Origin of the sequence: Corallococcus sp. RDP092CA, from assembly GCF_041903675.1 — a bacterium.
Classification (GTDB): Bacteria; Myxococcota; Myxococcia; order Myxococcales; family Myxococcaceae; genus Corallococcus.
Genome location: NZ_JAYESI010000001.1, coordinates 196,956 through 223,224 on the forward strand (window position 1 = coordinate 196,956; position 26,269 = coordinate 223,224).

At 70.7% G+C, this 26,269-nt stretch carries 27 protein-coding genes and 1 tRNA gene; 16 read left to right on the top strand and 12 right to left on the bottom strand.

What is annotated here, in order from left to right; genetic code table 11:
* The first annotated feature begins 3 nt into the window (after positions 1 to 3).
* A complete protein-coding gene (locus tag U8525_RS00900) occupies positions 4 to 873 on the top strand; it encodes a MaoC/PaaZ C-terminal domain-containing protein (RefSeq protein WP_374259823.1) in 870 nt (289 codons plus the stop codon).
* Between the two features lie 49 nt (positions 874 to 922).
* Here U8525_RS00900 and U8525_RS00905 read toward each other — a convergent pair whose 3' ends face one another.
* Positions 923 to 1,207 (bottom strand): multiprotein-bridging factor 1 family protein, encoded by a 285-nt coding sequence (locus U8525_RS00905; protein ID WP_374259825.1) that lies wholly within the window; start codon positions 1,205 to 1,207, stop codon positions 923 to 925.
* A gap of 272 nt (positions 1,208 to 1,479) precedes the next feature.
* On the opposite strand from U8525_RS00905, the gene U8525_RS00910 reads away from it, so the two are divergent.
* The 6 genes from U8525_RS00910 to U8525_RS00935 all read left to right on the top strand — a co-directional run bounded on the left by U8525_RS00910 (position 1,480) and on the right by U8525_RS00935 (position 7,668).
* A complete protein-coding gene (locus U8525_RS00910; RefSeq protein WP_374259828.1) occupies positions 1,480 to 1,887 on the top strand; it encodes a (deoxy)nucleoside triphosphate pyrophosphohydrolase in 408 nt (135 codons plus the stop codon).
* A 107-nt stretch (positions 1,888 to 1,994) separates the two neighbouring features.
* Positions 1,995 to 2,828, top strand: coding sequence for a hypothetical protein (locus U8525_RS00915; RefSeq protein WP_374260515.1), 834 nt, complete (start codon positions 1,995 to 1,997; stop codon positions 2,826 to 2,828).
* A gap of 149 nt (positions 2,829 to 2,977) precedes the next feature.
* Positions 2,978 to 5,023 (top strand): ATP-dependent zinc metalloprotease FtsH, encoded by a 2,046-nt coding sequence (ftsH, locus tag U8525_RS00920; protein WP_374260518.1) that lies wholly within the window; start codon positions 2,978 to 2,980, stop codon positions 5,021 to 5,023.
* 105 nt (positions 5,024 to 5,128) lie between these two features.
* Positions 5,129 to 5,377, top strand: a complete 249-nt coding sequence (locus U8525_RS00925; protein WP_120574329.1) for an RNA polymerase sigma factor region1.1 domain-containing protein — start codon at positions 5,129 to 5,131, stop codon at positions 5,375 to 5,377.
* A gap of 83 nt (positions 5,378 to 5,460) precedes the next feature.
* Positions 5,461 to 6,051 carry a nucleotide exchange factor GrpE gene (locus U8525_RS00930; RefSeq protein WP_374259831.1) on the top strand — a complete coding sequence of 197 codons (591 nt, stop codon included), beginning with the start codon at positions 5,461 to 5,463 and terminating at the stop codon, positions 6,049 to 6,051.
* 81 nt (positions 6,052 to 6,132) lie between these two features.
* Positions 6,133 to 7,668, top strand: coding sequence for a trypsin-like peptidase domain-containing protein (locus U8525_RS00935; RefSeq protein ID WP_374260521.1), 1,536 nt, complete (start codon positions 6,133 to 6,135; stop codon positions 7,666 to 7,668).
* A gap of 12 nt (positions 7,669 to 7,680) precedes the next feature.
* On the opposite strand, the gene U8525_RS00940 is transcribed toward U8525_RS00935, so the two are convergent.
* A complete protein-coding gene (locus U8525_RS00940) occupies positions 7,681 to 8,316 on the bottom strand; it encodes a DUF6066 family protein (protein WP_374259834.1) in 636 nt (211 codons plus the stop codon).
* A gap of 197 nt (positions 8,317 to 8,513) precedes the next feature.
* Here U8525_RS00940 and U8525_RS00945 point away from each other — a divergent pair, with 197 nt between their 5' ends.
* The gene (locus U8525_RS00945; protein WP_374259836.1) at positions 8,514 to 8,873 is read left to right on the top strand and encodes a PilZ domain-containing protein; all 360 of its coding nucleotides are present in this window, start codon (positions 8,514 to 8,516) and stop codon (positions 8,871 to 8,873) included.
* An 84-nt stretch (positions 8,874 to 8,957) separates the two neighbouring features.
* Here the strand turns inward: U8525_RS00945 and U8525_RS00950 are convergent, their stop codons facing one another.
* Complete coding sequence (locus U8525_RS00950) at positions 8,958 to 10,508, bottom strand: Glu/Leu/Phe/Val dehydrogenase (protein WP_374259838.1); 1,551 nt, start codon at positions 10,506 to 10,508, stop codon at positions 8,958 to 8,960.
* 298 nt (positions 10,509 to 10,806) lie between these two features.
* On the opposite strand from U8525_RS00950, the gene U8525_RS00955 reads away from it, so the two are divergent.
* The 3 genes from U8525_RS00955 to U8525_RS00965 all read left to right on the top strand — a co-directional run bounded on the left by U8525_RS00955 (position 10,807) and on the right by U8525_RS00965 (position 13,055).
* Positions 10,807 to 10,882, top strand: a tRNA-Thr gene (locus U8525_RS00955).
* Positions 10,883 to 11,162: 280 nt separating this feature from the next.
* Positions 11,163 to 12,461 (top strand): AHH domain-containing protein, encoded by a 1,299-nt coding sequence (locus tag U8525_RS00960; protein WP_374260524.1) that lies wholly within the window; start codon positions 11,163 to 11,165, stop codon positions 12,459 to 12,461.
* Between the two features lie 3 nt (positions 12,462 to 12,464).
* On the top strand, positions 12,465 to 13,055 hold the full coding sequence (locus U8525_RS00965) for an imm11 family protein (protein WP_374259841.1): 591 nt from the start codon (positions 12,465 to 12,467) through the stop codon (positions 13,053 to 13,055).
* A 7-nt stretch (positions 13,056 to 13,062) separates the two neighbouring features.
* Here the strand turns inward: U8525_RS00965 and U8525_RS00970 are convergent, their stop codons facing one another.
* Entirely contained in the window at positions 13,063 to 13,302 is a 240-nt protein-coding gene (locus U8525_RS00970) for a TSUP family transporter (protein WP_374259843.1), read from the bottom strand.
* A gap of 87 nt (positions 13,303 to 13,389) precedes the next feature.
* Complete coding sequence (locus U8525_RS00975; RefSeq protein WP_374259846.1) at positions 13,390 to 14,091, bottom strand: MBL fold metallo-hydrolase; 702 nt, start codon at positions 14,089 to 14,091, stop codon at positions 13,390 to 13,392.
* A 118-nt stretch (positions 14,092 to 14,209) separates the two neighbouring features.
* On the opposite strand from U8525_RS00975, the gene U8525_RS00980 reads away from it, so the two are divergent.
* From U8525_RS00980 to U8525_RS00990, 3 genes are all read left to right on the top strand, one after another.
* Positions 14,210 to 14,635: a YeeE/YedE family protein gene (locus U8525_RS00980; protein WP_374259849.1), complete on the top strand. Its 426-nt coding sequence runs from the start codon at positions 14,210 to 14,212 to the stop codon at positions 14,633 to 14,635.
* A gap of 12 nt (positions 14,636 to 14,647) precedes the next feature.
* Entirely contained in the window at positions 14,648 to 15,124 is a 477-nt protein-coding gene (locus tag U8525_RS00985; RefSeq protein ID WP_374259851.1) for a DUF6691 family protein, read from the top strand.
* Between the two features lie 429 nt (positions 15,125 to 15,553).
* Positions 15,554 to 16,327 (top strand): ferredoxin--NADP reductase, encoded by a 774-nt coding sequence (locus U8525_RS00990; protein ID WP_374259854.1) that lies wholly within the window; start codon positions 15,554 to 15,556, stop codon positions 16,325 to 16,327.
* A 119-nt stretch (positions 16,328 to 16,446) separates the two neighbouring features.
* On the opposite strand, the gene U8525_RS00995 is transcribed toward U8525_RS00990, so the two are convergent.
* A complete protein-coding gene (locus U8525_RS00995) occupies positions 16,447 to 16,812 on the bottom strand; it encodes a carboxymuconolactone decarboxylase family protein (RefSeq protein ID WP_374259857.1) in 366 nt (121 codons plus the stop codon).
* Between the two features lie 111 nt (positions 16,813 to 16,923).
* Here U8525_RS00995 and U8525_RS01000 point away from each other — a divergent pair, with 111 nt between their 5' ends.
* Positions 16,924 to 17,829, top strand: a complete 906-nt coding sequence (locus U8525_RS01000; RefSeq protein ID WP_374259859.1) for a LysR family transcriptional regulator — start codon at positions 16,924 to 16,926, stop codon at positions 17,827 to 17,829.
* Positions 17,830 to 17,890: 61 nt separating this feature from the next.
* Here U8525_RS01000 and glsA read toward each other — a convergent pair whose 3' ends face one another.
* The 6 genes from glsA to U8525_RS01030 form a co-directional block, all read right to left on the bottom strand.
* Positions 17,891 to 19,012 carry a glutaminase A gene (gene glsA / locus U8525_RS01005; RefSeq protein WP_374259862.1) on the bottom strand — a complete coding sequence of 374 codons (1,122 nt, stop codon included), beginning with the start codon at positions 19,010 to 19,012 and terminating at the stop codon, positions 17,891 to 17,893.
* A 123-nt stretch (positions 19,013 to 19,135) separates the two neighbouring features.
* Positions 19,136 to 20,278, bottom strand: coding sequence for a hypothetical protein (locus U8525_RS01010; RefSeq protein ID WP_374259864.1), 1,143 nt, complete (start codon positions 20,276 to 20,278; stop codon positions 19,136 to 19,138).
* Positions 20,279 to 20,603: 325 nt separating this feature from the next.
* Positions 20,604 to 21,350, bottom strand: a complete 747-nt coding sequence (locus tag U8525_RS01015; protein WP_374259866.1) for a DUF3014 domain-containing protein — start codon at positions 21,348 to 21,350, stop codon at positions 20,604 to 20,606.
* Positions 21,351 to 21,434: 84 nt separating this feature from the next.
* Complete coding sequence (locus U8525_RS01020) at positions 21,435 to 21,959, bottom strand: OmpA family protein (protein WP_374259868.1); 525 nt, start codon at positions 21,957 to 21,959, stop codon at positions 21,435 to 21,437.
* Positions 21,960 to 22,047: 88 nt separating this feature from the next.
* Positions 22,048 to 23,421, bottom strand: a complete 1,374-nt coding sequence (locus tag U8525_RS01025) for a sigma-54-dependent transcriptional regulator (protein ID WP_374259870.1) — start codon at positions 23,419 to 23,421, stop codon at positions 22,048 to 22,050.
* The gene (locus U8525_RS01030; protein ID WP_374259873.1) at positions 23,411 to 25,528 is read right to left on the bottom strand and encodes an ATP-binding protein; all 2,118 of its coding nucleotides are present in this window, start codon (positions 25,526 to 25,528) and stop codon (positions 23,411 to 23,413) included. The genes U8525_RS01025 and U8525_RS01030 overlap by 11 nt, the downstream gene beginning before the upstream one ends.
* Before the next feature lie 189 nt (positions 25,529 to 25,717).
* Between U8525_RS01030 and U8525_RS01035 the strand changes: the two genes are divergently transcribed.
* Positions 25,718 to 26,269 carry a glutathione peroxidase gene (locus U8525_RS01035; RefSeq protein ID WP_374259876.1) on the top strand — a complete coding sequence of 184 codons (552 nt, stop codon included), beginning with the start codon at positions 25,718 to 25,720 and terminating at the stop codon, positions 26,267 to 26,269.

The window sequence follows — 26,269 nt, forward strand, 5'->3', positions numbered from 1 at the left end:
CGCATGTCCGCACCCATCCTCGACCTGCACTCGCTCCCGTCGATGCCCGCGACCCTGCTGCGCGCGGCCAATCCCTTCGGGAAGTCCCGGGGCGGCGCCGCGCTGCCGGCCCTGGCGCTGCGGGCGCACGGCTGCCGCGCGTCGCCCGTCCTGCTGGAGCGCTACCGCGCCGCCTGCGGCTTCGACGCCGACGGCTTCCTGCCGCTCCCGTACCCGCAGGTGCTGGCGACGCCGCTGCACCTGGAGCTGCTGGGGCTGCCCGACTTCCCGTACTCCGCGATGGGCATCGTGCACGTGCGCAATCACATCCAGCAGCACCGCCGCGTGCCGGACACCACCGCGCTCACGGTCACCTGCCGCTTCGAGGCCCGGCGCGAAGTGCCCGTCGGCCACGAGTTCGACATCGAGACGCGCGTCGAGTCCCAGGAGACCGGCGAGCTGCTCTGGCAGGCCCTCAGCACCATGCTGCGCCGCCACGCCGCCCGGAGGGAGAAGGACGGCGCGCGCAAGGCCCCGCCGGAGGACCCGCGCTTCGCGTCCAGCCGTCCCGCTTCCTGGAGCATCCCCGCGGACACCGGGCGCCGCTACGCCCAGGCGTCCGGCGACTTCAACCCCATCCACCTCACCGCCCTCACCGCGAAGCCCTTCGGCTTCCCGCGCGCCATCGCGCACGGCATGTGGACGCTCGCGCGCTGCGTGGCGGAGCTGGGCGAGGCGGCCCACGCGGACTTGCTCCACCTGGAGTGCGACTTCAAGAAGCCCCTCCTCCTGCCGTCGCGCGTGACGTTCCAGACGGCGCGCGAGTCCGCGGGCGTGGCGTTCCGGGTGCTGTCGGAGGAGGGGAAGCCGCACCTCGTGGGGCGGCTGGGCTGAGGCGGGCGGGCGACGCGCCGGCGGGCCGGAGAGGGGCCCGCCAGCCGCGTCAGTCACTCAGCTCCGGCAGGTCCGGCAGGCTGTCCGGATCCAACTTCATCAGGGCGCACAGCCGGCTCAGCGTGGGGATGGTGGGGACCATCACCCCTCGCTCGACGCGGGCCAGGACTTCCACGCCCAGTTCCAGATGCTCGGCGACTTCCTCCATGGAGAGCCCCGCCTGCTGCCGCGCTGCCTTCAGCGCGGCGCCAAGCGCTTCGGCCCGCTCTCTCCGACTCTGTGTCATCCCCCGAGCATGGCGCCATCCGGCCCGCACGTCACTTGAATCCCACATGCCCCCAGTGAGGACGGTGGCCCGGCCGGGAGGCGCCTCCCCGGGACGTGAAGTCCCCAACAGCCCTCATCCCCCGAGGCCCGGGCCTCCGCCACGTCTCCCGCCGCCCCCGCGCCCGCTCCTGGCGGACAGGGCCGGGTGGGGTGGCCACGCGTCCCGGGCGTGCGCACGCTGCTCCCAGGAGGGGCCTTGCGCATTGGCGCCGGGCAGGGGCTGTGTTACGCCGCCGCACCCTGCCGTTCATCTTTGGGACCCCAATCGAGGAGAAGTGAATGACCCGTCGTCACGTGCGAGTCGTCGGCGCGATGCTCCAGAACGAGATGGGTCGCTACCTCATCACCCAGCGTCCTCCCACCGCGTCGCTGCCCCTGCTCTGGGAGTTCCCGGGCGGCCGGGTGGAGGAGGGGGAGCAGGACACGGCGGCGCTCGCCCGCGAGCTCCATGAGGAGATGGGCATCCACATCGAGGTGCTCGAGCGGGTCATGCACACCCGCCACGAGTACCCGACCTATGACATCGACTTCCGGGTGTTCCGCTGCCGCCTGAGCCACCCGGACGCGGAGATCCAGCACCTGCGCGTGCACGACCACCGCTGGGTCGCGCTGGAGGAGATGGGCCAGTACCGCTTCCCCGACGCGGACGCGAAGACGCTGGCCCGGCTGCTGGACCTGGACCACTGACCGTGCGGCCCTCCCTGCGCCTCCTCGCCGCCGCGGGCCTCCTGCTGTCCACCGCCTGCTCCGGCTCCCGCCCCACGCCCACGGGCTCCCAGGCTCCGGACGCCGGCATGCCGCAGGTGCCCGCCACCGGCCTGGAGGGGTGCCTGCTCTACGCGGACGGTCGCCAGACGGGCACCGTGCCCCGCCAGGTGCCGGAGCTGTCCGGCCTGGCCGCCAGCCAGCGCCACCCGGGCATCTTCTGGGGCCACAACGACTCCAACAACGCCTTCGAGCTGTTCGCCCTGGACGAGACGGGCGCGGTGAAGGCCACGCTGACGCTCACCGGCGCGGACCCCCGCGACATCGAGGACGTCGCCGTGGGGCCCTGCGCGCCGGGCGACAAGGACAGCTGCGTCTTCCTCGCGGACACCGGCGACAACTTCGAGCGGCGCAAGGAGGTGCGCCTGTTCCGGCTGCCGGAGCCGGCGACCGTCGCCGACGCCACGCTCCCGGTGGAGGCGCTGCCCTTCACCTACGAGGACGGCGCCCACGACGCCGAGTCCCTGATCGTCGACGACCGCTCCGGGCAGGTGGGCATCCTCACCAAGACGCGCGCGTCGCTGGGGGACCTGTACGCCGTGGAGGGGCTGAAGCCCGGGGCCACCGGCAAGGCGCGCAAGCTGGGCACCCTGCGCGTGCCGGACGACGTGGACCGCCTGTCCACCGCCGCCGCCCTGCACCCGTCCGGCCAGCGCCTGCTGGTGCGCACGTACACCCGCGTGTGGGAGCTGCGCCGCCCGGACGCGAAGCGGCTGGAGGACTTCGTCCAGGCCCAGGTGGTGGAGGTGCCGGGCGCCAGCCAGGCCCAGGCGGAGGCCGTGACGTACCTCCAGGATGGCCGCGGCTACCTGTTGGGCAGTGAGTTCGCGGGCGAGCCCCTGGTGCGCGTCGACTGCCGCTGAGCGGACAGTCCCGGCCGGTTTCGTCATCGTCCTGTCACGCCTTGCGGTTGACGGGTTGGCGGTGGTGACCATCTTTGGCCGGCTGAGGGAACCGTCACACGACATGGTGTCGGTGTGTACGGGGGAGGGGGAGGGCGAGCGTGCCGACGATGAAGCCACAGGACCTGCCGCCGGGGATGGGCCCGCGCGGAAAGAAGAGCGACAAGCCAACGCCCACGAAAGGTGGGTTCAAGTTTGGCTCACCACTGGGCTACATCCTCCTGCTCGTCCTGGGGTTCCTGCTGTTCCGGAACGTGTTTCAGGACGCGGGCGTGCGCCGGGTGTCGTACAGCCAACTGCGCGACGCGGTGGAGAACAACCAGTTCAGCCGCGTGCAGATCTCCAACGAGTGGGTGAAGGGCTACCTGAAGGACAACGCCCAGCCGCCCCCGGGCGAGCGCGGCACGCTGCGCAGCGAGCCCAGCGCCCTGCCGTGGATGGCCTACCGCGTCCCCGGTGACGAGGGCCTGGTGCCGCTGCTGGAGCAGAAGGGCATCCAGTTCGAGGCCGTCCCGCAGTCCAGCTTCAGCGAGGTGTTGTGGATCTGGCTCATCCCCATGGGCCTGCTCATCCTCTTCTGGAGCTTCATGATGCGCCGGATGTCCGGCGGCATGGGCCAGGGGCCGCAGAGCGTCATGTCCTTCGGCAAGACGCGCGCGAAGGTGCAGGCGGAGTCCGACACCGGCGTGGGCTTCAAGGACGTGGCCGGCGTGGACGAGGCCGTGGACGAGCTCCGGGAGATCGTCGAGTTCCTCAAGACGCCGGAGAAGTTCCGCCGCCTGGGCGGTCGCATCCCCAAGGGCGTGCTGCTGGTGGGGCCGCCGGGCACGGGCAAGACGCTGCTGGCGCGCGCCGTGGCCGGCGAGGCGGGCGTGCCCTTCTTCAACCTCTCCGGCTCGGAGTTCGTGGAGATGTTCGTGGGCGTCGGCGCGGCCCGCGTCCGCGACCTCTTCGCCCAGGCCACGGCCAAGGCGCCGTGCATCATCTTCATCGACGAGCTGGACGCCATCGGCAAGAGCCGCAACTCGGGCGTGGCCGGCGGCCACGACGAGCGCGAGCAGACGCTCAACCAGCTGCTGGCGGAGATGGACGGCTTCGACAGCCGCGCGGGCCTCATCATCCTGGCGGCGACGAACCGCCCGGAGATCCTGGACAGCGCGCTGATGCGCCCGGGTCGCTTCGACCGGCAGGTGCTGGTGGACCGCCCGGACAAGCGCGGCCGCGAGCGCGTGCTCGAGATCCACGCCAAGGGCGTGAAGCTGGCGGCGGACGTGGACCTGAAGCAGATCGCCTCGCGCACGCCGGGCTTCGCCGGCGCGGACCTGGCCAACGTGGTCAACGAGGCGGCGCTGCTCGCCGCGCGCAAGAACCGCGACGCGGTGATGCGGGCGGACTTCGACGAGGCCATCGAGCGCGTGGTGGCGGGCCTGGAGAAGAAGAACCGCCGCATGAACGAGCGCGAGAAGGAGATCGTCGCGCACCACGAGGCCGGCCACGCGGTGGTGGGCTGGATGCTGCCCTACGCGGAGCGGGTGACGAAGGTGTCCATCATCCCGCGCGGCCTGGCGGCCCTGGGCTACACCATGTCGCTGCCTCTGGAGGACCGCTACCTCATGTCCTTCGACGAGCTGCGCGACAAGATGGCCGGCATGATGGGCGGCCGCGCGGCGGAGGAGATCTTCATCGGCGAGGTGTCCACCGGCGCGTCCAACGACATCAAGCAGGCGACGGAGATCGCCAAGATGATGGTCCGCGACTACGGCATGAGCACGCTGGGGCCGGTGGCGCTGAGCGGGGAGCAGGGGCCGGGCTTCCTGCGGTCCGCGGGCCTGCCGGAGTCGCGCAGCTACTCCGAGCAGACGGCGCGGATGATCGACGAGGAGGTCCGAAAGATGGTCTCCGAGGCGCTGGACCGGGCCCGGGCGCTCCTCCACACCCACCGTGAAAAGGTGGAGGCCCTGGCGGCGCGGCTGCTGGCCACGGAGGTCATCGAGGAGGAGGCGATGATCACCATCCTGGGGCCCAAGGTGCAGGCGCAGCGCGGCCTGCTCCACCCGGAGGCGCGCACGGTCATCTCCGCCCACCCCGTGGGGGGGACGGAGACCGAGCCGCCGGTGCCGCCCACGCAGCACTCCGAGGGCAAGCTCGACTCGTAGCGCGTGCCTGCCTGCCCTCCGGGCAGACCGTCGCCCACCGGATTCACCGTCAGCCTGCGGTGGCCGGTGGGCGAAATTACTTTCATGCGACAAGGAGGCGTCGCCGTGGAGAACCGGATCGGAAAGAGCTACGTCGCGCGCAAAGCGTTGTTCGCCAAGGGCCTGAAGGACGGCCGGCTCACGGTGCAGGAGATCGAGGAGGCGCTGCCCGCGGGGACGCTGACGGCCGCCGAGCGGTGGCTCCTCTACTACTCCCTTCGCGCCGCCCAGGTGGAGATCATCGACGAGGTGACCGGGCAGGTGGACCACGGCTTCATGGCGGAGGCTCCGCCCGCGGCCCCGTCCAATCACTAGGCGCGTTGACAGACCCGCCCTCGCGGTTACGTTCGCGCCACTCACGCGGTTCGCTTCTTCCAACCCCTGGCGCAGGTTCGACAATGGACGGCAATCCCCGCAGCGACGAAACCCCGGACACGCAGCCCCCCGCCGACACGGAGGTGGAGGCCGCGAGCTCCGAAACGCAGCCCGAGTCCGCCCAGGACGGCGAGGTGGCGCGGCTCCAGGCGGAGCTGGAGGCGGCGCGCCGCCGGGTGAACGAGCTGGCGCGGGGCCTCCAGGACCTCACCAAGGACCGCGAGGAGTTCAAGCAGCGCATCTCCCGGGAGCGGGAGCGCATGCTCGACGTGGAGCGCGGCAACGTGGCCCGCACGCTGCTGGAGGCCATCGACGAGCTGGACCTGGTGTTGAACGCCAGCCCGCAGGACACGTCCCCGGTGGTGCAGGGCGTGCGGATGATCCGCGACAGCCTGCTGTCCAAGGCCCAGGCCACCGGGATCGAGCGCATCCAGGTGGTGGGGCACCCGTATGATCCGAACGTGGCCGAGGCGGCGGACATGGAGGTGACGCCGGTGGAGGGCGACGACCAGAAGGTGGTCGCCGAGTTCCGCGCGGGCTACCGCCTGAAGGACCGCGTCATCCGCCCCGCCCGGGTGAAGGTGGCCCGGTACGTGGCCCCCGCCCAGGCCTGAGCTCACCCCCTCGCGCCCCCGCACGGGCGGGGGCGCGGACGGGGAAGGGCGGAGGCCGTCAGCGTGTTGGGCCCTGTCGCCATGGCCCGCCGTGTAAGCTGCCGCTCCGTGTCCGTCCGACTGCTCAGCGTCCTTCTCGTGGTGTCGCTCGCCCCGGTGGCGGGAGCCGCCGGGGATCCGCTCACGCCCTGGCTCCAGGCTCGCGTGCGCGAGCACCTGGCCTGGTTCGCCGCGCCTCCGCCCGCGACGACCGAGGCGCCGGCCACCGCGGGCGCGTCCTCGCTGTGGCGCGAGCGCCCCGCGGGCTACGCGGGCCTGCCCCGCTTCACGCCGCCCACGTCCCTGGCGCCGCTGATCCGCGCGGTGGAGGCGAGCGTGGTGAACATCACCACGGTGGGGCCCGGCGCGGTGGCGGGCGCGGTGAAGCGCTCCACCGGCTCCGGCTTCGTGCTGACGCCGGACGGGCTCGTCGTCACCAACAACCACGTGGTGGCCAGCGCGCAGGGCCCGGCGGAGTCCGCCAGTGGCGCGGGCGTCACGCCGGGCAAGGACGGCCCCCGCGAGGTGCCAGTGCAGCAGGTGTCCGTGCGGCTGGCGGACGGCCGCGAGTTCCCCGCGGAGGTGGTGGGCCGGGACGCGTCCACGGACGTGGCGCTCCTGCGGCTGAACGGCGCGGGGCTGGGGACGCTGCCGGCGGTGTTCCTGGGGGACTCGGACGCGCTGGAGGTGGGGGACTGGGTGGTGGCCATCGGCAACCCGTTCGGCCTGGACCACTCGGTGGCGCACGGGATGATCTCGGCCAAGGAGCGCGTGCTGGGCGTGGGCCAGTTCGACGACTTCATCCAGACGGACGCGCTCATCAACCCCGGCAACTCCGGCGGCCCGCTCTTCAACATGAAGGGCGAGGTGATTGGCGTGAACACCGCCATCATCAGCGAGGGGCAGGGCATCGGCTTCGCGGTGCCCATCAACCTGGTGAAGGACCTGCTGCCCAACCTGCGGGAGAACGGCAAGCTGGAGCGCGGCTGGCTGGGCGTCGTCATCAACGAGGACGGCGCGGACACCACCGCCACGGCGCCGGTGGTGAAGGACGTCTACCGGGGCAGCCCCGCCGCCCAGGCGCACATCCGCCCCGGGGACCGGCTGGTGGCGGTGAACGGCCGGCCCATTGGCAGCTACCTCCAGCTGCTGCGCAAGGTGGCGCTCCTGGCCCCGGGCACGGAGGCGCGGCTGACGCTGCTGCGCGACGGCGGCACCCAGGAGGTGGCGGTGCGGCTCGTGGCCCGGCCCGCGCAGGAGGCCACCGAGGGGCTCACGAAGCGGGGCGGCAGCAGCGCGAACGACCTGGGGCTGGTGCTGCGGGACCTGACGCCGGAGGTGGCCGCGCCCCTGGGCTACGAGGCCTTCCTGGGGGCGCTCGTGTCCGGCGTGGTGCCGCGCAGCCCGGCGGAGCAGGCCGGACTGCGCGCGGGCGACGTCGTCACGGAGGTGAACCGCCGCCGGGTGAAGGACTCCGCCGCGGTGAAGGCCGCCCTGGAGCGGGGCAGCAGCGGGGCCAGCATCCTCCTGCGCGTCCAGCGGGGCGACGCGCTCCAGTACATCGCCATCGCCCGCTGAAGGACGGGCGCGCTACCTGCCGCCCGCGTCCTTGCCGTTGAGCCACAGCCCCAGCTGGTTGCCGGTGCGGCCCTCGGTGACGAGGATGGCCTCGATGCGGGCGTTGACGCCGTAGTTCTTCCCGCCGCCCTTCTTGGGCAGCGTCCACACCGACTGCGGCGTGAAGACGACCTGCGCGCGCACGCCCCGCGCCCGGAACATGCGGTCGAAGGTGCCGCCGTTCCACATGTCCGGCGCCGTGCCGCTCACCACCAGGTAGTTCATCACCGGGTTGCCCTGCGCGTCCGTCTTCTTGGGCGCGCCGTGGCACAGGCCGTACTTCCCGCCCGCGAAGAAGGGCGTGATGTTGATGGTGTACTCGTTGGTGCCGGGGTTGAAGTCGCCGGGGGACAGCATGTTCGCGTCGTCCTCGGTGACGATCATGTACAGGCGCTTGCCCGTGTACTTCTTGCGGAAGGCCTCCGCCTGCTGCTTGCACTGCGGATCCACCAGCGCCCCGTCACACTCGCCCACGTACTTCTCCAGGAAGGCCCCCAGCCCCCCCAGGGGCTCGGACTCGTCGCGGAGCTTCGCGAAGCGTGAGTCCACGTCGGCCAGGGCGAGCGTGGGCACGAGGAGGGCAAAGGCGGCGGCCAGGAAGCGATTCACGGAGAGGAACTCCCGGAAAAAAGGGGGAAGGACTGCCCGGCGATGGTGCCACTTCCGGCCGCGCCGGGGGCAGCGCTTTCCCGAGCCCGGAACATGGTGCGTCACGGTGCGCCAGGGTGGATGTAGGTGATTATTTGCCTACATCTGGCTACCGTGTAGTTTGCCCCTGTCCCCACCTGTTTCGGAGCCCTCCCCGAATGAACACGCAGCCCCAGGAACGCCGCTCCCATCTGCGCTTTGACAAGATTTTTACCGTTTACCTGTCCACGCAGGATGGGATGATGCGGGGAATCGGCCGCAACATCAGCGCGCGGGGCATGTTCATCGAGGTGCGCGACTCGCTCAGCCTGGGCGAGAAGCTGAAGGTGACGTTCGCGGGCGAGGACGGCACGGAGATGACGTGCCTGTGCGAGGTCCGCTACCAGGTGGCGCTGGCCTTCGGCCGCAAGGACGGGCGGCCCGGCAACAGCCGCGGGGTGGGGCTGCGCATCGTGGCCTACGAGACCCTGGACGACGCGCCGCTGCTCCTGGTGGACCGCGAGCGGGTGATGCACTGAGACACCGCGGGGCACGGCCCTTCCCCATGGAAGCGGGAAGACACCGTGCCCCGGGGGGCGAAGCGGGAAGCGGCCTTCAGCCGGCTACTGCGAGAAGCCCTCGAGGAGGTAGTGGGCCTCGATGCGCTTGAGCGCGAGGATCATCGCGGCGCAGCGGCTGTCCACCGTCTTCCCGATGCAGTACGGGCGGCTGTCGTGCATCTCCGTCTTGCGCGGCTGGTTGCGCGAGATGTCCCGGATGATGCGGTAGTTGCGCTTCATGGCGCGCTCGAGGCGCTGATCGACCTCCGCCTCGCTCCAGCGCTCCATGCGCTTGTTCTGGATCCACTCGTAGTAGGACACCGTCACGCCGCCGGCGTTGGCGATGATGTCCGGGATGAGCTCGATGTTGCGCTTCTGCAGGACGCGGTCGGCCTCCGGGGTGGTGGGGCCGTTGGCGCCCTCCGCGATGAGCTTGACCTTGAGGCGCTCCGCGATGTCCGCGGTGATCTCGCCCCCCAGGGCGGCGGGGACGAGGATGTCCGCCTGCACGTCCCAGAGGTCCTTCTTCTCGATGCGCTGGGCGCCGGGGAAGCCCACGACGGAGCGCTTGAGGTTCTTGGGGTCCGCCACGTAGGCGGCCAGCGCGTTCACGTCGATGCCGTCGCCGTTGAAGATGGAGCCGTCGGCGTCGTTCACGGCCAGCAGGCGCGCGCCCATGTTCGACAGGATGAGGGCGGCGTTGCTGCCCACGTTGCCGAAGCCCTGGAGGACGAAGGTCTTGCCCTTCACGCTCTCGCCGCGGTCGGCGTAGTAGTCCTCGATGCAGAACGCGACGCCCTGGCCGGTGGCCTTGCCGCGGCCCTCGGAGCCGCCGATGCGCACGTCCTTGCCGGTGACGATGCCGCGCAGGTTGTGGCGCTCGCGCTCACCGTCGGAGAACTGGCGGTACAGCAGCGCCATGATCTCCGGGTTGGTGCCCACGTCCGGCGCCGGGATGTCGATGTTCGGCCCGATGAGGCTCTTGAGCCGGTACATGAAGCGCAGGGTGATGGCCTCCAGCTCCTCGCGGCCGTACTCGCGCGGATCCAGCTGGATGCCGCCCTTGCCGCCGCCGAACGGGACCTCCGCGATGGCGGTCTTCCAGGTCATCTCCGCGGCGAGCGCCTTGAAGAGGTCCAGGGACACCTCGCGGTGGTAGCGCAGGCCGCCCTTGTAGGGGCCGCGGGCCTGGTTGTGCTGGACGCGGTAGGCCTTGAAGCGCTGCGACTCACCGGGGACCAGCTGGTACACCAGCCCGTCCGGCAGGCGCAGGTGGCCGTGGCGGATGGCGACGTCGGAGCCCAGCAGGGCGCGGCCGTTCAGGATGAGGTTGCCGTTGGCCAGGCGCTCCAGGCCCTCGGGGTTGCGCACCTGGGTGACGGAGAGGTCGGCGAAGGACTTCGCCGCCTCGGCGGACAGCGGCACGAGCCGGTCCTTGAGCTTCGCGGTGACGTAGAAGATGTGCTCGTAGTCGGGCTCTTCGAGCTCCAGACGCACCCGCTTGTCCAGGCCGATGAGATCCGCCGCGAAGTGGAAGATCTCCATCGCCTCCGTGTAGATGGTGCGCTTGGGCGTAGGGGCCGGGGCGCGCATGAAAGTCTCTTCGCTGGCCATGATGAAACTCGCTCCTTGAGGGCCCACCTGGAATGGGGGCCACTGGGAAAGCGGCGCCCTTATGTGCACAGGCGCTCGGGGGATTCAACCCGTCTGGCGGAGGGGCATTTCTCCAAATTAATGGAGAAATGTCGCGGACTTAGCCAACGCGGTGTGTCACCGCGACGAATGCGCCGTGTCATGGATGTCAGGGCTTCTGGGGGGTAGAAGCGGGCGTGGAGGCGGGGGCTTGAAGATCCCCGGAGAAACTCCTTGCCGGGTCCGGATGCGGGTGGTACTTACGCGCCGCTTTCGGTGCGCCGACATAGCTCAGTTGGTAGAGCAACTGATTCGTAATCAGTAGGTCTCCGGTTCAAATCCGGATGTCGGCTCCAAGAAGTCCAAGGGCTTGGGTGGCTTCGGTCGCCCAAGCCCTTTTTCTATGTTGCCTACGAGGCTCCGCGCCGTTTCGAGTGCCCGCGCGACCGGGCCGAGGAACTGGTGCATCAAGGAGCCTGACGTCCTCCACTCCCCCCGTCCAATCGTGGCGCGAACAGCGACCGGTCGCTCGTGCCGGTGCCGAGCGGGAGGACCGCGCAAGCTTCGCTGGGATTGTCGGACCCTGAAGTCAGGATGCCGCGCCTCCTGATTCCAGGAAGGTACCTTGGGGGGAGTATGAGATTGATTGCAGTGGCGTCTTTGCTGCTTCTGTTGGCGGGGTGCGCGACCCCCCGCGTTGTCCACATCGACGTTGGGAATGGGCAGCGAGTCGTCCATGAGTCGGTGGAGGTTGACCCAGTTCAGGTGGGTGAGGACGAGTTCAAGGCGGCCCTCACGCAGCTCCTCCTCGACATGCGAATGGACGTTGCCTTCCGCGAGACGGATGCAGCCGACCGGCGAGGGTGGGTGAGGTCCCGGTCGTTGCTCGCATCCTCGAAGGGGCTCGCGGATTCGGGGGCTGGGGTGTCTCCGGAGTCCCTGTATTCGCGCATCTGCCCCGAGGGCGACGAGTGCTTGACCCTGGTGGACGGCACGGGGCTGCCCTTCTCGCGCAAGGACCGAACGTTGATGGCCCTGTCGTTCGCGCTGGATACGGTCTGGGGGAGCGTCGAGGCCGAGATCGGCAAGCTGCTGAACCCGGTGGTGCTCAAGGCCATGGTGACCTCCGCGGCGCTGACCGTGCTCCTCACGATGGCGCTGCCCGAGCCTGTCACGAAGGTCCTCGCCGTGGCGTTGACGGCGGCGATGGTGGCCTACCTGGGGGTGGTGCCTGTCTGGGAGATGGGACGGGGCTTCGTGCGGCTGTGGGACAACGCGGAGAGGGCAACGAGCGTCCTCGAGTTGCAGGACATCGGTCATCGCTTCGGGAAGGTGCTGGGGACGAACGGCACGCGTGTCCTGGTGCTGCTGGTCACGGCGGCCCTGGGTGGGAGGAACGCGATGGCGGCCCAGGGGCCCCGGCTCCCGGGCTTCCCCCAGGCTGTGTCCCGAGGACAAGCCGAGGCGGGCTTCCAACTCGGAGCGGCGATGAATGGCGGCGTGTCGTCCATCGCGCTGCCCGCTGCTGGAGTGCTGAACGTGACGCTGGCTCCGGGCGCGACCGCTGTCGTCGCGATGTACTCGAATGGTATTCAGGGTGACGCTGAAGGTCCGGTTCACCACATCTGTACGAACAAGAACCCGGTTTCGGCTGTATCAGGCGGTCCCTGGACACCGTTGTGCGAAGAGGTCTTTGCCCGAGCCGGGATGTCCCTGGAAGATGTCTCCAACAAAGTCCGACTCGGGGGACACCAGGGACCTCATCCACGCGAATACCACGAGGCGGTATTGCGGCGCTTGAATGACGCGCTAGGAAAATGCAGGAGCATGGACGCGTGTCGGAGTCGCCTGGTCGAAGAGCTTGCCAGAATCGCAGAGGAGCTTCTGACGCCAGGTTCAGCGCTTCGGCGCCTGATTGTGCCGAAAGAGGGCTAGTGGATGTTCAATGGAAATTACTATGATGTTGGAATTGCGGATGTCCCTCAGTGGGTGCTGGAGTTGCCTGTTCTTGCATCTGGCGACGAGCTAGACGACCCGTGGATGTTTGGGGACGGAAGGCGCCTGCCAGAGCCAGGACTCCTCAAGAGCAGGCCGTTCCGTGACGGGCCACAACGGTCCTTCTCTGTGGCGAATTCAGGGAGAACGCCTATCGCAGACGAGCAGGCTGCGAATGTCTTTCGCAAGCTGGCGCCTGCTGATGTTCAGGTGTTCCCCATCGAAGTCGCAGGAGCGAGGAAGCCACTCTTTGTCATCAACGCAGCCAGGTGCTTCAAATGCGTTGATGAGACAAACTCCAAGGAGGTGCAGATCTATCCTCCAGAGGGTGTCGCACCGGAGAGAGTCGGAACGTACCGTGCCATTTACGGACTGCGTATCGACCCTTCCAAATCAGAGGGTGCCCGGGTCTTTCGGATACAAGGCTATTCTTCTGCGTTCATCGTCTCTGAGGACATCAAGACCGCCCTCGAAGCAGTCGGGAACCTGGGCGTTTCGTTCGAGCGTGTGACCGGACCGCACGAGCCTCACTGACGGTCGGTCAGGGGCGCGACAGCGTCGCGGGTGCTCCTCCCGAGGGGAGCAGCGCTTCGCGGTTCTTGAAGAAGATGAAGACACCCATGACGACGAGGAACAGGGAGAAGGCCCGTTTGAGCGCCGCCTGGGAGACGTAGTGGGACGCCCAGGTGCCGAGGAGGATCCCGGCCACGGCGATGGCCGTGAAGATCCCCAGCGCGCGCCAGGGGACCTCCACGTGGCCCAGGTAGCCGGCGAAGCCCACGAAGGCCGAGCGTGGCGAGCCGCGAGGCTTGGAGGTCTTGATAGGGGGAGGGCGTCATCGCTTGTCTCCTGAGGGCCGCGTGGGACGTCACGCGTCCTGGGGTGAGGGCGCCGTGTGACCACAGGCGCGGTTGGCCGGGACGGCGAGGTCCATCTTCCGGGGCTTGGGAAGATGGAGGTTCTCCATGATGTGGATGAACTCCTCGCGGCTCTTGCCGACGAGGCGCGGGTGGTGCCGCTTCTCCTCGGCGATGGTCGTCATCGTGAAGCCCCTGTAGTCATGGGCGGGGTAGACGCGCGTCGCGTCCGGCAGGTGGAAGAGGACGCGGGTGATGGAGTCGTGGAGCCGGGCCGCGTCTCCGTTCTGGAAGTCGGTGCGGCCGTTGCCGCGCACGAGCAGCGCGTCGCCGGTGAAGACCCGATCGCCCAGCAGGTAGCTGACGCTGTCATCCGTGTGGCCCGGCGTGGCGAGCACCTGGAAGACGAGTTGCCCGATGCGCACCTCGTCCCCGTGGCGCACCTGGAGATCGGCGCAGGCGGCGCCGCCCACGCTCCCCACCACCGTGCACCGCGTGCGCTCGCGCAGCACGCCCGACGCGGTGACGTGGTCGGCGTGCACGTGGGTGTCGAGGACGTGCGTGAGGGTGAGGTCCAGCTCGCGGACCAGTTGTAGATCGCGGTCGACCTGCTCCAGCACGGGATCGATGAGGACGGCCTGCCGCGTGGCCTCGTCACCGAGGAGGTAGGTGTACGTCGAGGACTCGGAATCGAAAAGCTGGCGGAAAATCATGGTCGAAGCCTCCTGCCCGTGAGAGCCAGGGCGCCGCGAAAGGATTCAGGAGGGGGCCCGGTGATACATCCTGGCCGCGGTCCGAATCCTCCGCGGTGGAACCTGGCTCTCATCCGGCATGACCTCCTTCATCCTCCTTCCCCTCGTGGGCGGGGCGCTCATCGGCCTGAGCGCCTCCTTGCTCCTCCTGGCCAATGGCCGGGTGGCCGGAATCAGTGGGGTGGTGGGCTCGCTGCTCACCCCCGCCCGCGGCGACATCGCCTGGCGCCTGTCCTTCCTCGCAGGGCTCCTGGGCGGCGGGCTGCTGCTGGCGGCGGTGCGCCCCGGGACCTTCGCGGCCACCGCGCCCCCGGGCGTCGGCGGCGCCATCACGCTGGTGGGCGCCGGACTGCTGGTGGGCTTCGGTTCGCTGCTGGGCAACGGCTGCACGAGCGGACACGGCGTCTGCGGCATCAGCCGGGGGGCGACCCGCTCCATCGCCGCCACGCTCACCTTCATGGCCACTGGCGGCCTCACCGTCTTCCTCGTCCGCCACGTCTTCTAGGGAGGCCGCTCCATGCGTTCCAACCTCAGTGCGCTGCTCAGCGGCGCTCTCTTCGCGGTCGGGCTGGGCCTCGCGGGCATGACGGACCCGGCCAACGTTCTCGGGTTCCTCGACGTCGCGGGGGACTGGGACTTCCGGCTCGCCTTCGTGATGGCGGGCGCCATCGCCGTCCATGCGGCGCTGCGGCCCCTCGTCCTCCGACGTGAGCGCCCCCTGTTCGCCGGGACGTTCCCTGCCTTCACATCGACGCGGGTGGACCCCAGGCTCCTCGTGGGGGCGGGCCTCTTCGGCGTGGGGTGGGGGCTCGGAGGCTACTGCCCGGGCCCCGCGCTCACCTCCCTCGCCAGCGGGGCGTCAGGGGTGCTCCTCTTCGTGCCCGCGATGTTGGTGGGCATGGGGCTCGCCCACGGGTGGCGGTCGCGGCACGGCGGGCGTGCGGACGCCGCGGACCCGGAGTCCGCGAGCGTGGGCGCGACGCCAGCGTCATGACTCGAGCGAGCGCTTTTTCGGGAGCGCCGCCGCGCTGGCACCTCGGCGTCCGGGGAATGGCGATGTGAAGCGGATGGAGTCCGCGCGCTGCCGCCTGGGACCTGACCCCAGGCCGTCAGGGCAGGCGCGCCTCTTCGCGGCTCGGCCCGGGGGGCCTGACGCGGACCCAGAGGGGGCCCACCTGCCTCCCGCGGCAGTGGCTTCCCGGGCCCGAGCCTGGACGCCGGGGGGAAACGAGGGGGAGGGGGCCCTGGCCGGCCGACCCGCTGGCGACCTGAACCCGGCGATAAGCCCGAAGCTGGCCGCCTGCCTGCTTTCCCTGGTGTCAACAGGGAATCTGTCGCACAACGTCACCCGTTAACTGGCGCGTTCGGCCGTTCGTGCGAGGCGCACGGGAACGCCGCCGGCCCTCTTCGGGAGTCAACGACCGTGAGCAACCTCATGAAGGAGTCCGTGCTGCGCGTGCACCACTGGACCGACACCCTCTTCAGCTTCGTCACCACGCGCGACCCGGGGTTCCGCTTCGCCAGCGGCCAGTTCACGATGATTGGCCTGGAGGTGGAGAACCGCCCGCTGCTGCGCGCCTACAGCATGGTGAGCGCGCACTATGACGACCACCTCGAGTTCCTCAGCATCAAGGTGCCCGGCGGGCCCCTGACCTCCCGGCTCCAGCACCTCAAGGAGGGCGACAACGTCCTGGTCAGCCGCAAGGCCACCGGGACGCTCGTCCTCAAGCACCTGCTGCCCGGCAAGAACCTCTACATGCTGAGCACGGGCACGGGCCTGGCGCCGTTCCTGAGCCTCGTGAAGGACCCGGAGATGTACGAGCAGTTCGACCGCGTCATCCTCACGCACACCTGCCGGCGGGCCGAGGAGCTGGCCTACCACGACCTCTTCCTCCATGAGCTGCCGCGCAACGAGTTCTTCGGGGAGCTGGTGAAGCAGAAGCTCACGTACTACCCGAGCGTCACGCGCGAGGACTTCCGCAACACCGGCCGCATCACGGATCTCATCCGCAGCGAGAAGCTGTTCAAGGACGTGGGCCTGCCGCCGCTGAACCCGGAGGTCGACCGGGTGATGCTCTGCGGCAGCCCCGCCATGCTCGCGGACCTCACGGTCATGCTGGAGGAGCGCGGCTTCCGGGAGGGCACCCCGGGAGAGGCCGGCCACTACGTCACCGAGAAGGCCTTCGCCGAGCGCTGAGCGGCCACGACCCGCGGCCTGCTGGAGCGGGTCGTCGCCGGGCTGCTCAAAGAGGCGGTCCCACGGGCCGGCGCCCTCCGGCCGGTAGACCGCCTCCGGCCAGTCCATCGGGGAGACCTCTAGCGTGGGGCCGGGTCCTTTCCGGGGGCCCGCGGTGGATCCGCCTTCTTGAACGTCTCCTTGGCGACGTTCATCGCGGACAGGGCCTTGGGCCAGCCGCAGTAGAAGGCCAGGTGCGTGAGGGCCTCGACGAGCTCCGACTCGGAGAGGCCGTTCTCCCGGGCCTTGGCGAGGTGGAAGGGCAGCTGTTCGGTGTTGCCGCCCACGGTGAGCGCGGCGACGGTGACGAGGCTGCGGTCGCGGGGCGCAAGCCCCTGGCGCTCCCAGACATCGCCAAACAGCACGTCATCCGTGAGCTGCACCAGCTTGGGCGCGAAGTCGCCCAGCTGCTTCTGGAGCGCGGAAGGTTCTTTCTTCAGGGTCATGGCTCCCTACAGGTATGTCCGCCCCCAACCGACGACCAGGAGGCAGGGGGGGATGGGCTTTGAAGCCAGGGTTGATGATGAAGTGACGCTGTCCGAGAAGGGACCTTCGCGATGAAGCCGGCGCTCCTTCCCCACCTCCAGGTGTTCCTCGTCGTGGCCCGCCTGCGCAGCTTCAGCGGCGCGGCGCGCGAGCTCGGCGTCTCCACGACCGCGGTGAGCCAGTCGGTGCGTCACTTCGAGGAGCAGCTGGGGGTGACGCTGCTCGCGCGCACGACGCGCAGCGTGTCGCTGACGGATGCCGGCCGGCGCCTGGTGGAAGGCGCCGGTCCCGGGCTGGGCCAGGCCCTCTCCGCCATCCGCGAGGTCTCCGCGCAGCCGGGCGAGACCGTGGGCCGGCTGCGGCTGTCGGTGCCGCGCTCGGCGGTGCCGTTCCTCATCACCCCGGTCCTCCCCACCTTCCGGGAGCGCCATCCCCGGGTGGAGGTGGAGGTCGTCGTCGAGGACCGCTTCGTGGACATCGTGGCCGAGGGCTACGACGCGGGCGTGCGGCTGAGCGAGGCCATCGAGCGCGACATGGTGCAGGTGCGGCTCACCGACGCGTTCCGCTTCGTGGTGGTGGGCGCGCCCGGCTACCTCGCGCGCCAGGGCTCGCCCCAGCGCCCCGAGGACCTCCTGAAGCACGAGTGCATCACCTTCCGCTCGCAGTCCACCGGGACGCTCTACGCCTGGGAGCTGGAGCGTGGCCGCCGGAGCTGGCGCGTGCCGGTGCGGGGCGGCGTCGTCAGCAATGACAATCAGACCACCGTGGCGCTCGCGGAGGCGGGGCTGGGGCTGGCGTATGCCTTCGAGCCGGCCGCGGAGGAGCGGCTGCGCGCGGGGCGGCTCGTGCGGGTGCTGGAGGCCTATGCGCCCACCGTTCCTGGCTTCTTCCTCTACTTCCCCAGCCGGGCCCAGCGCTCCATGCCCTTGCGCCACTTCATCGAGGTCGCGAAGGAGCTGAGCGCCAGGCGGCTGTGAAGGCTCCCGGGGCGTGAGCTCAATCCCATCCAGGAAGGCATGGTAACCCCGTGCGTTCCGCCTACCGCGGCGAGGGCCGGGCCGCGGGACGCCGCGCGACGTGGAAGACGCTGCCGCCCAGGTCCTTCACGATGGACTCGATGGACCGCTGCGCGCGCACGCTGTTGCCTGCCTCATCCAGGGGCGGCGCGAACGCGGCCACCGCGTACTTGCCGGGCACCACCGCGACGATGCCTCCGCCCACGCCGCTCTTGGCGGGCACGCCGACGTCAAAGGCCCAGGTGCCGGAGTCCTCGTAGAGGCCGGCGGTCATCATCACCGCGAGGGTGTGCGCGGCCACGTCGGGGCTCACCACCGCCTTGCCGGTGAGGGGGTTGGTGCCGCCCGCGGCGAGGGTGGCGCCCATCGCGGCCAGGTCCTTCACGGTCACCGCCACCGAGCACTGCCGCGTGTAGACGTCGAGCGCCTCCGCCGGGTTGCCGGGGATCACGTCATACGCCTTGAGCAGGTCCGCGATGGAGCGGTTGCGGGTGTTGGTCTTCGACTCGGACTTGTAGATCTCCTGATCCACCGAGAGCTCGCGGCCGGCGAACGCGCTGAGGGTGCCCAGGACGCTGTCCCAGCGCGCGTCGGCGTTCGCGGCCTTCAGGTTCCCCACGGTGGCGATGGCGCCCGCGTTCACCAGGGGATTGCCGGTGGGAGGCTCCTTCTGCTGCTTGTTCCGCTCGATGGCCTCGATGGAGTTGAAGGGGAGGCCGGTGGCATTCACCCCCAGCTTGTCCTCCACGCGCTGGATTCCCAGCTCCGACATCAGCTTCGCCGCCATGAAGGGCTTGGAGATGGACTGGATGGAGAACGCGTGGCCGGTGTCTCCAATGGAGAAGGCCCTTCCGTCCACGGTGAGGATGGCGATGCCGAACAGCTTCGGGTCGACCCTGGCGAGCACCGGGATGTAATCGGCGTTCTTGCCGGCGGTGACCCCCTTGTTCGCGGAGTAGGACCGCTGCATGGCGGACTGGAACTCCTCATCGGTGGGGAGGCCGGCCTCCGGTGCGCTCTGGGTGCGCGCGGGGGCCTCCGCCGGGGCGCTGGCGGGCGCCTGTGCCCAGGCGCCTGTCGTGAGCGTGACGACGGTGAGCGCCGCCCAGAGGGCGCTCCTGCGAACACGGTTGCCTTCGAGCATGAGGACCCCTCCCACTGTGAATGGCTTTCACCGCGCAACCTAGGTCGCCATCGACAGTCGGACAGCCTTGGGGAGGGGGGCCTCGCGTGCGCCACCTCGGCCGCCTGGCTCGCCCGTGGCCAGTCAGAGCATGCTCTTGCCGAGCTCCAGCACCACCTCGATGAAGCGCCGGTTGGCGAGGAGCAGGGGCACCAGGGGCGCCATGGCCGCGGCGACGACGGTCAGCGCCGCGCGGAGGTCCACCGGGAGCGAGCGCATGCCGCGTGTCGTCTTGAAGGACGTGCCCAGGTCCGCGAGCGAGGAGAAGTCATCCGCGCTCAGCGGGTCCAGCCCCTCCGGAAGCTCGCGGTGGAACCACCGCCGCTCGAAGCGCTGCGAGTGCCAGGCCGCCACGGCCGAGAGGTCCTGGTCCCCCTTTTGCTTCGCCCTCAGCAGCTGACGGAAGAAGGGCAGCAGCGGGGCGAAGACGACGACGAGGCAGAGGAGCGCGAAGGCGAACAGGTGCAGGGCGTAGTCGGTGAAGTCCGTGGTGGGGGCGTGCGGCAGGCGATGCGCGGTGAGCGTGGCGGCCACGGCGAGGACGATGAGGGAGAAGCTGGCCTGGACCGTCCCGAGGAAGCCCAGTCCGCCCGCCGCGTCCGGATGGGTGGGCACGAGGGCGAGCGGCAGCCGGGAGACCTTGAACAGGAACCTTGCCCACAGGACCCCGTGCCACAGCCAGCGCAGGAGCTGGAACCGGAGGAGGGGCATGCTCACCGCGAGGTACCACCCCCCGGCCAGGGTCAGCGGGCCCCGGGGCTCCGCGTGGAGCCAGGACGGACGGATCGTCAGGTGGGGCACGTCCAGGAAGGACGCGGCGAAGGAGAGGACCAGCAACCCCGCCTCGATGAGGACGCTCCGCCGCGTCCGCACCACGCTGTTGGCGATGCCCTCGTAGCGGGGCAGGTCCTTCGCGGCAATCAGCTCCGAGACGACGAACTGGCGCACGGCCGCCGAGAGGCTCAGGTCGATGTAGCGCTCGGACGCGACGAGCAGTGGCAGGGACACCAGGAACTGGACATGGGTCGCCGCGTCGCGGAGGAAGGCGCGCGACACCGCCCCTCCATCCAGGAGCGACAGGGCGAAGAGCGGAAGCCAGCTCACCAGCGTCAGGGCGAGGATGCGCGCCCACCTCGAAGCCCGCCGAGGAAGGGCGCGGCGCCGCGACCAGCCGAGCACGGGGCCCTGGACCAGTGAGAAGTCGAGCAGCGAGGCAGGGACGTCCATGGCCGCATCAAAGCTGCGCCGTAGGGGTGGCTCCCGCCAGTCGGGAGGGCGCCGAAGGAGGGAGTGGCGGCCAGGCCCGTCCGCCCCCACGGCAGCGGATGCGAGACATCGAGCCCGCGCCGGGCGCGATGTCAGCGCTGGAGCGGAGCTGCTTCATGAACGCGTGCGGCGCGGGGAGGCCCGACTCCCGGAGGCTTCGGGGCGTGTCGCGCAGGCGGTCCTCGACGAGGCCGTCGGATGCAGGGGTGACGGCCTCGTGGATGCGTCGGCGCCGCGACCCGGACCGCCTTGCGCGCGGCGGCGGTTGAGAGAAGGCAGCCCGCTCCTACTGACGGGCCTGCTCCGCTGATGGCAGGCCCAGGGCCGCCGCGAGCTCCGTGAGCTTCGCCTGCACCTTGCGCATGTTCTCCGGGCCCATGCGCAGCAGGTGCTTCTCCGCCGCGCTCAGCGCTTCGAGGTTCGGATCCGCGTAGGCATAGAGCGCGCCCTTCGGCGTGAGCTCCGGAGGCGTCTTCGGGACGGGGACCCGGGTGAGGCGTCCGATGGCCCGCGACAGGGTCGCGTCCAGGCTCCGGCCCGGCGGGGCGAGTTCCGCGTGGGCGGCGTCCAGCAGCGGCTTGAGCTCCTGATACACCGGCCCGGCCTTCTTCACGTCCAGGGAGACGATGACGCGGACCACTCCGTCGTAACGGGTATGGCTCTCCGGCGCCGTCACCGTGTGGCCCTGACGCTTCGTCACGCGGAAGGTCCCCGCGGGTGCCATGAAGGACAGCGGCATGCGCGGGCTCTGCCCTTCGGCGACCAGGTTCACGGACGCGGCGAAGCGGCGGGCCAGGTCCCCGGCGGACAGCCAGCGCGCGAAGTCCGCGTCCGTGGAGAGCCCTCGCAACAGCTCCCTCACGCGCGCGTCGGTGCCGGAGAGCTGCACCGCCGGGGGCGGAGGCGGCGCCGGAGGCGTCGGCTCGGCGTAGGCGGGCGTGGGCGCGGGAGGCGGCTCCGACGTGCGCAGGAGGAAGATGCCCGCTCCGCTCAGGAGCGCCACGACGGTGGCGATGCCCAGGGGCCAGCGCATGGAACGGACGAGAGACGGCGGGAGGGGGGCGTTTTCGCTGGGGCTCATATGAGTGGGGCTGCGGTGGAGGTCGGTTGAGAGGGATTACAGCTCGCCGGCGCGGGCCTGCTCGGCCAGGCGGAAGGAGAACTCCGCGCGGCGGTTCTTCTCCGGGGCGTTCGGGTCGGCGGGCCGCTCCTCGCCGTAGGAGATGACGGAGATGCGCCCGGGCTCGACGCCCAGGTTCACCAGGTAGGCGCGCACGCTCGCGGCCCGGCGCTGGCCCAGCGCGAGGTTGTATTCCGTCGTGCCCAGCTCGCAGGTGTGGCCCGCCACCGTCACCTTCGCCAGGCTCCGCTGACGCAAGGCCCGCGCGATGCGCGACAGCTCCTCGGTGGCCTCGGGCGGGAGGAGGGACGAGTCGAGCGGGAAGTAGATGGGCGCGGCGTTGAGCGCCGCGAGCGCCTGCTCCGTGTCATCCGGTCCGGGCCGTGGCGCGCGGTCCCGGTCGCTGACGCCGGGCGGCGGTGGATGGGTCGCCGCGTCGGCGGTGCTGGGGTTGGCCGCGCGCCGCGCGCATCCGGTGAGACCCATCACAGACATCAGGAGCACCCAGGAGGTTCGGTTCATGCCCTGAGACATGAGCAAGGGCTGTGCCGCGGTTCTCTCCTCTGGGGCCTCGCGCGGCGGGGCGCGCTGACTGGCAAAGCGCGTCGTCCTAGCGTTGCGAAACGCCGCTGTCGGTCCGCTCCCGGCGGTGGATGGTGGAGACATCAATCCCCAGCAGCTCCGCCGCCCGCGTCTTGTTGCCTCCGCAGCGGGCAACCACCCACGCGATGTACTCACCCTCCAGCTGTCGCAGCGGCACCACCTGCCCGTGGGCCGCGGCCAGCGGGTGGGCTTCCGGCGCTCCGTCGGAGGTGTGCAGCCGCAGCTGGGCCAGGTCCACGGTGGGCTGCGCCCCCAGGACGACCAGGCGCTCCACCAGGTTCTCCAGCTCGCGCACGTTGCCGGGCCACGGCATGCGCGTGAGCGTGGCCACGACCTCCGGGGACAGGGTGGTGACGGGGGAGCGCGGGTTGCGGGCGCGGGCCTGGGCCACGAAGTGCTCGGCGAGCTTCGGGATGTCCTCCGTGCGCTCGCGCAGCGGGGGGACCCGGAGCGAGACGACGTTGAGCCGGTAGAAGAGGTCCGCCCGGAACCGGCCTTCCTTCACCCGCGCGTCCAGGTCCTGGTGCGTGGCGGCGAGGATGCGCACGTCCACCTTGCGCGAGCCGTCCGCGCCCACCGCGCGCACCTCGCCGTCCTGGAGGACGCGCAGCAGCTTCGCCTGGAGCTCTGCGGGCATGTCCCCGATTTCGTCGAGGAAGAGCGTGCCCTCGTCCGCCTCCACGAAGAGGCCCCGGCGCGTGGTGGTGGCGCCGCTGAAGGCGCCCTTGATGTGGCCGAACAGCTCGCTCTCCAGCAGGGCGTGGGGCAGGGCGGTGCAGTTGACCGCCACGAAGGGCGCCTGGCTGCGCGGCCCCTCGGAGTGCAGCGCCCTCGCGACCAGCTCCTTGCCGCTGCCGCTCTCGCCCCGGATGAGCACCGGCGCCTCGGAGGCCGCCACGCGGTCGATGAGCTCATAGAGCGTGCGCATGGGCACGCTGTGGCCCAGCAGCGCCCCCATGCCGTTGCGCTGGACCACCTGGCGCTTGAGGTCGCGGTGCTCGGAGCGAAGCCGGCGGGTCTCCAGCGCCCGACCGACGTGGAGCAGCACTTCGTCCAGCCGGAAGGGCTTGGTGAGGTAGTGCCAGGCGCCGCGCTTCATCGCCTCCACCGCGCTCTCCACCGCGCCGAAGGCGGTCATCAGCAGCACCGGCAGCTCCGGGTCGTGGCGGCGCGCCGCCGCGAGCACGTCCAGCCCGTCCACCTCCTCCATGCGCAGGTCGCACAGGATGACGTCGTAGACGCGGGCCTTGAGCTGGGCGATGGCGTCCGCGCCGCTCGTGGAGAGGTCCACGCGGTAGCCCGCGTCCGTGAGGGGCTCCTTCAACATCTGTCCCATCTCCTCGTGGTCATCCACCACGAGGATGCGCGCGCTAGACGGCATGCCGTTCCTCCCAGCCGGACGCCGCGGCCACCGGCCACCGCAGCGTGAAGACGGTGCCCCGGCCGGGCTCGCTCTCGACCCCCACCTGGCCACCGTGATTGCGGACGATCTGCGCCACCACGCTCAGCCCCAGGCCCGTGCCCTGGCCGCGCTTCTTGGTGGTGAAGAAGGGGTCGAACACCTGGTGCAGGTGCTCCGGTGCGATGCCCCGGCCGTCGTCCTGGAGGCGGATCTCCACCGCCGGGGTGTCCCCCGCCATGCACGCGGACGCGCTCAGCCGCACGTGGCCCCCGGCGCTGCACGCGTCGCAGGCGTTGAGCGCGAGGTTGAGGAGCACCTGCTGGAGCTGATCCGCGTCCGCGGCCAGGCTGGGCAGCCGCTCGGGCACGTCCAGCTCGAAGTGGACGCGCCGGCGCTCGGCCTCCACGTCGAGCAGCTCCTGGAGGCCGCGCACCACGGGCGCCAGCGGGACGACGCCCGCCCGCGCGGGTTGCAGGCGCGACAGGTCCAGCAACTGGCGGATGATGCGGCTCACCCGGTCGATCTGCGTGACGATGGCGGTGAGGCCCCGGCCCTGCGGGTGCTCCACGCCGCCCACCTTCAGGAGCATGTACTCGGCGTGGCCGCGGATGATGCCCAGCGGCGTGCCGATCTCATGGGCCACGCCCGCGGCGAGCACGCCCACCGTGGCCAGCTTCTCCGCGCGCAGCAGCTGGTCCTCCAGCATGCGCACGTTGCTCAGGTCCTCCAGCACGAGCAGCGTGCTGGCCTCGCCGTCGCCGTGCTCCAGCGGGACGGCGTGGACGTTGAACTGGTCCTTCTCGTTGAAGAGGCTGAGCGGCTCGCCGTGCAGGCTGCGCACGGCGCCCTGGTCCCGCGCGGCCAGCACCATCGCCTCCAGCCGCTGCACCGCCGCCGCGGGCGCGGCGGGGAAGGCCTCAGGGAGCGTGCTGCCCACGGCGGTGGCGGACAGGCGCGCGCGCAGGGCCTGGTTCACGGCGCTGATGCGGCCCTCGTGGTTCAGGGCCAGGATGCCCGTGGGGATGTGGTCGAGGATCTTCTGCGTCTTCTCGTGCAGGTGCGCGAACCGGGCGGCGTGGCGCAGGCTCTCCCGGAGCGCCACCGCGCGGCGGTTGGCGAGCACCACATAGGTCCCGAACGCCACCAGGAACACCGCCACGAGGAGCGCCGCCAGCGACAGGCGGAGCACCAGCGTGCGCTCGTGGGAGCGCAGGGCGCTGGTGGAGGAGAGCGTCGCCACGGACCAGGACGCCTCGCCCCGCATGCGCAGCGGGCGGAACGTGGCCACCGCGTCCGCGGAGCCCAGGCCCAGGCGCGAGGCCACCGCCTCGTGGAGGCGCAGCGTCCCGGACCCGCCCGCGCGCATCCGCTCCACCAGCGCGCGCAGCCCGGGCACGCGCGCGCCGTCGGGGCCCTCCAGCCGCCGGTACCAGGACGCCAGGGTCGGGTCGCTCATGGGGGCGGGCGTGCCGTGGGCGCCCAGGAGGAGCAGCCGCGTGTTCTCCTCCACCGTCACCATGCGCAGCGGCGCGAAGAGGGGCTCGGTGTCCACGAGGATGGCGACGGCGCCTCCGCCCCCGGGCGCGTCGGCGTCGAGGCGGGTGGCGAAGACGCGCATCCAGCCGGAGGAGGCGGGCCCCTCGATGGGGTGCGAGGGGATGACGTACCCCGCCGGGGCCGTGAGCGCCTGCCGCGCGGTCTCCACGAGCGCCGCGGGGTGGACGGCCTCCCGGGACAGGTGGCGCGACTTGTGGTCCACCAGGAAGAGCCGCTCGTCGCCGTCCGGGCCCAGCACGGCGATGGCGCGATACTGGCCCACGGACTCCAGCAGGGCGCGCAGCTCGTTGTGGTGATCCGCGGCCGAGCCGGGCTGGGCGAGCAGCTCGCTCGCGAAGCGCAGGTTGTCCCCCAGGTCCTCGAGGGACCGGGCGACGCCGCTGGCGGCCTCATCCAGCTGGGCCTGCCGGTCGCGCGCGAACTGCTCCACCAGGGCCTGCCGGTCGCGCTGGATGAACCACACGGCGCCGCCCGCCACGCTGGCCAGGGAGACGAGCAGGAGGACGAGGGGCGCGAGGAGCCGGTGCATGGGGGAGAGGAGCCAGGACAACGCAAGGCCCGGGCCAGTCGTTCCCCCAGGGGACCTCGCCACGGGCCCCGCCGCGACCGCCGCAAATCACCACACCGGGGCTGGCACTTTGCCGGACCCGACCGGCGCCGGCCCCCTCCGGGCCTGCGCTAGAGTGGCCGGCCCCTCGAACGGAGCCCGAGCCTGAACATGAGCCAGAACCTCTACGACATCCCCCTCACCGGCATTGACGGTTCCCCCCGCACGCTCGGTCAGTACCGGGGCAAGGTCCTGCTGGTGGTGAACGTCGCGTCCAAGTGCGGCCTGACGCCCCAGTACGAAGGCCTCCAGAAGCTCTACGCGAGCCGGCAGGGCCAGGGCCTGGAGGTGCTGGGCTTCCCCGCGAACAACTTCCTGGGGCAGGAGCCGGGGAGCGAGGCGGAGATCCAGCAGTTCTGCACCACCACGTACGACGTGACCTTCCCGCTGTACTCGAAGATCTCCGTGGTGGGGCCGGACAAGCACCCGCTCTACCACGCGCTGACGGGCGCCATCCCGGAGGCCACGGGGGAGGGGCCCATGCGCGCGAACCTCAAGGGCTACGGCATCGAGCCCAACCCGCAGCCGGAGGTGCAGTGGAACTTCGAGAAGTTCCTCATCGGCCGGGATGGCCGCGTCGCGGGCCGCTTCGCGCCGGACGTGACGGCGGACGATCCGCGGCTCGTGCAGGCCATCGACGCGGAGCTGGCGAAGCCGGCCTGA

Bases quoted from the DNA above. Each gene is read 5' to 3' on its own strand.
- U8525_RS00905 (WP_374259825.1), bottom strand. From the start codon at position 1,207: ATGTGGGATTCAAGTGACGTGCGGGCCGGATGGCGCCATGCTCGGGGG.
- U8525_RS00900 (WP_374259823.1), top strand. From the start codon at position 4: ATGTCCGCACCCATCCTCGACCTGCACTCGCTCCCGTCGATGCCCGCG.
- U8525_RS00960 (WP_374260524.1), top strand. From the start codon at position 11,163: ATGAGATTGATTGCAGTGGCGTCTTTGCTGCTTCTGTTGGCGGGGTGC.
- U8525_RS01015 (WP_374259866.1), bottom strand. From the start codon at position 21,350: ATGCGCTGGCCCCTGGGCATCGCCACCGTCGTGGCGCTCCTGAGCGGA.
- U8525_RS01000 (WP_374259859.1), top strand. From the start codon at position 16,924: ATGAAGCCGGCGCTCCTTCCCCACCTCCAGGTGTTCCTCGTCGTGGCC.
- U8525_RS00965 (WP_374259841.1), top strand. From the start codon at position 12,465: ATGTTCAATGGAAATTACTATGATGTTGGAATTGCGGATGTCCCTCAG.
- U8525_RS00930 (WP_374259831.1), top strand. From the start codon at position 5,461: ATGGACGGCAATCCCCGCAGCGACGAAACCCCGGACACGCAGCCCCCC.
- U8525_RS01025 (WP_374259870.1), bottom strand. From the start codon at position 23,421: ATGCCGTCTAGCGCGCGCATCCTCGTGGTGGATGACCACGAGGAGATG.
- U8525_RS01030 (WP_374259873.1), bottom strand. From the start codon at position 25,528: ATGCACCGGCTCCTCGCGCCCCTCGTCCTCCTGCTCGTCTCCCTGGCC.
- U8525_RS00985 (WP_374259851.1), top strand. From the start codon at position 14,648: ATGCGTTCCAACCTCAGTGCGCTGCTCAGCGGCGCTCTCTTCGCGGTC.
- U8525_RS00910 (WP_374259828.1), top strand. From the start codon at position 1,480: ATGACCCGTCGTCACGTGCGAGTCGTCGGCGCGATGCTCCAGAACGAG.
- U8525_RS01020 (WP_374259868.1), bottom strand. From the start codon at position 21,959: ATGAACCGAACCTCCTGGGTGCTCCTGATGTCTGTGATGGGTCTCACC.
- U8525_RS01010 (WP_374259864.1), bottom strand. From the start codon at position 20,278: ATGGACGTCCCTGCCTCGCTGCTCGACTTCTCACTGGTCCAGGGCCCC.
- U8525_RS00945 (WP_374259836.1), top strand. From the start codon at position 8,514: ATGAACACGCAGCCCCAGGAACGCCGCTCCCATCTGCGCTTTGACAAG.
- U8525_RS00950 (WP_374259838.1), bottom strand. From the start codon at position 10,508: ATGGCCAGCGAAGAGACTTTCATGCGCGCCCCGGCCCCTACGCCCAAG.
- ftsH (WP_374260518.1), top strand. From the start codon at position 2,978: ATGAAGCCACAGGACCTGCCGCCGGGGATGGGCCCGCGCGGAAAGAAG.
- U8525_RS01035 (WP_374259876.1), top strand. From the start codon at position 25,718: ATGAGCCAGAACCTCTACGACATCCCCCTCACCGGCATTGACGGTTCC.
- U8525_RS00980 (WP_374259849.1), top strand. From the start codon at position 14,210: ATGACCTCCTTCATCCTCCTTCCCCTCGTGGGCGGGGCGCTCATCGGC.
- U8525_RS00995 (WP_374259857.1), bottom strand. From the start codon at position 16,812: ATGACCCTGAAGAAAGAACCTTCCGCGCTCCAGAAGCAGCTGGGCGAC.
- U8525_RS00975 (WP_374259846.1), bottom strand. From the start codon at position 14,091: ATGATTTTCCGCCAGCTTTTCGATTCCGAGTCCTCGACGTACACCTAC.
- U8525_RS00935 (WP_374260521.1), top strand. From the start codon at position 6,133: ATGGCCCGCCGTGTAAGCTGCCGCTCCGTGTCCGTCCGACTGCTCAGC.
- glsA (WP_374259862.1), bottom strand. From the start codon at position 19,012: ATGCTCGAAGGCAACCGTGTTCGCAGGAGCGCCCTCTGGGCGGCGCTC.
- U8525_RS00915 (WP_374260515.1), top strand. From the start codon at position 1,995: ATGCCGCAGGTGCCCGCCACCGGCCTGGAGGGGTGCCTGCTCTACGCG.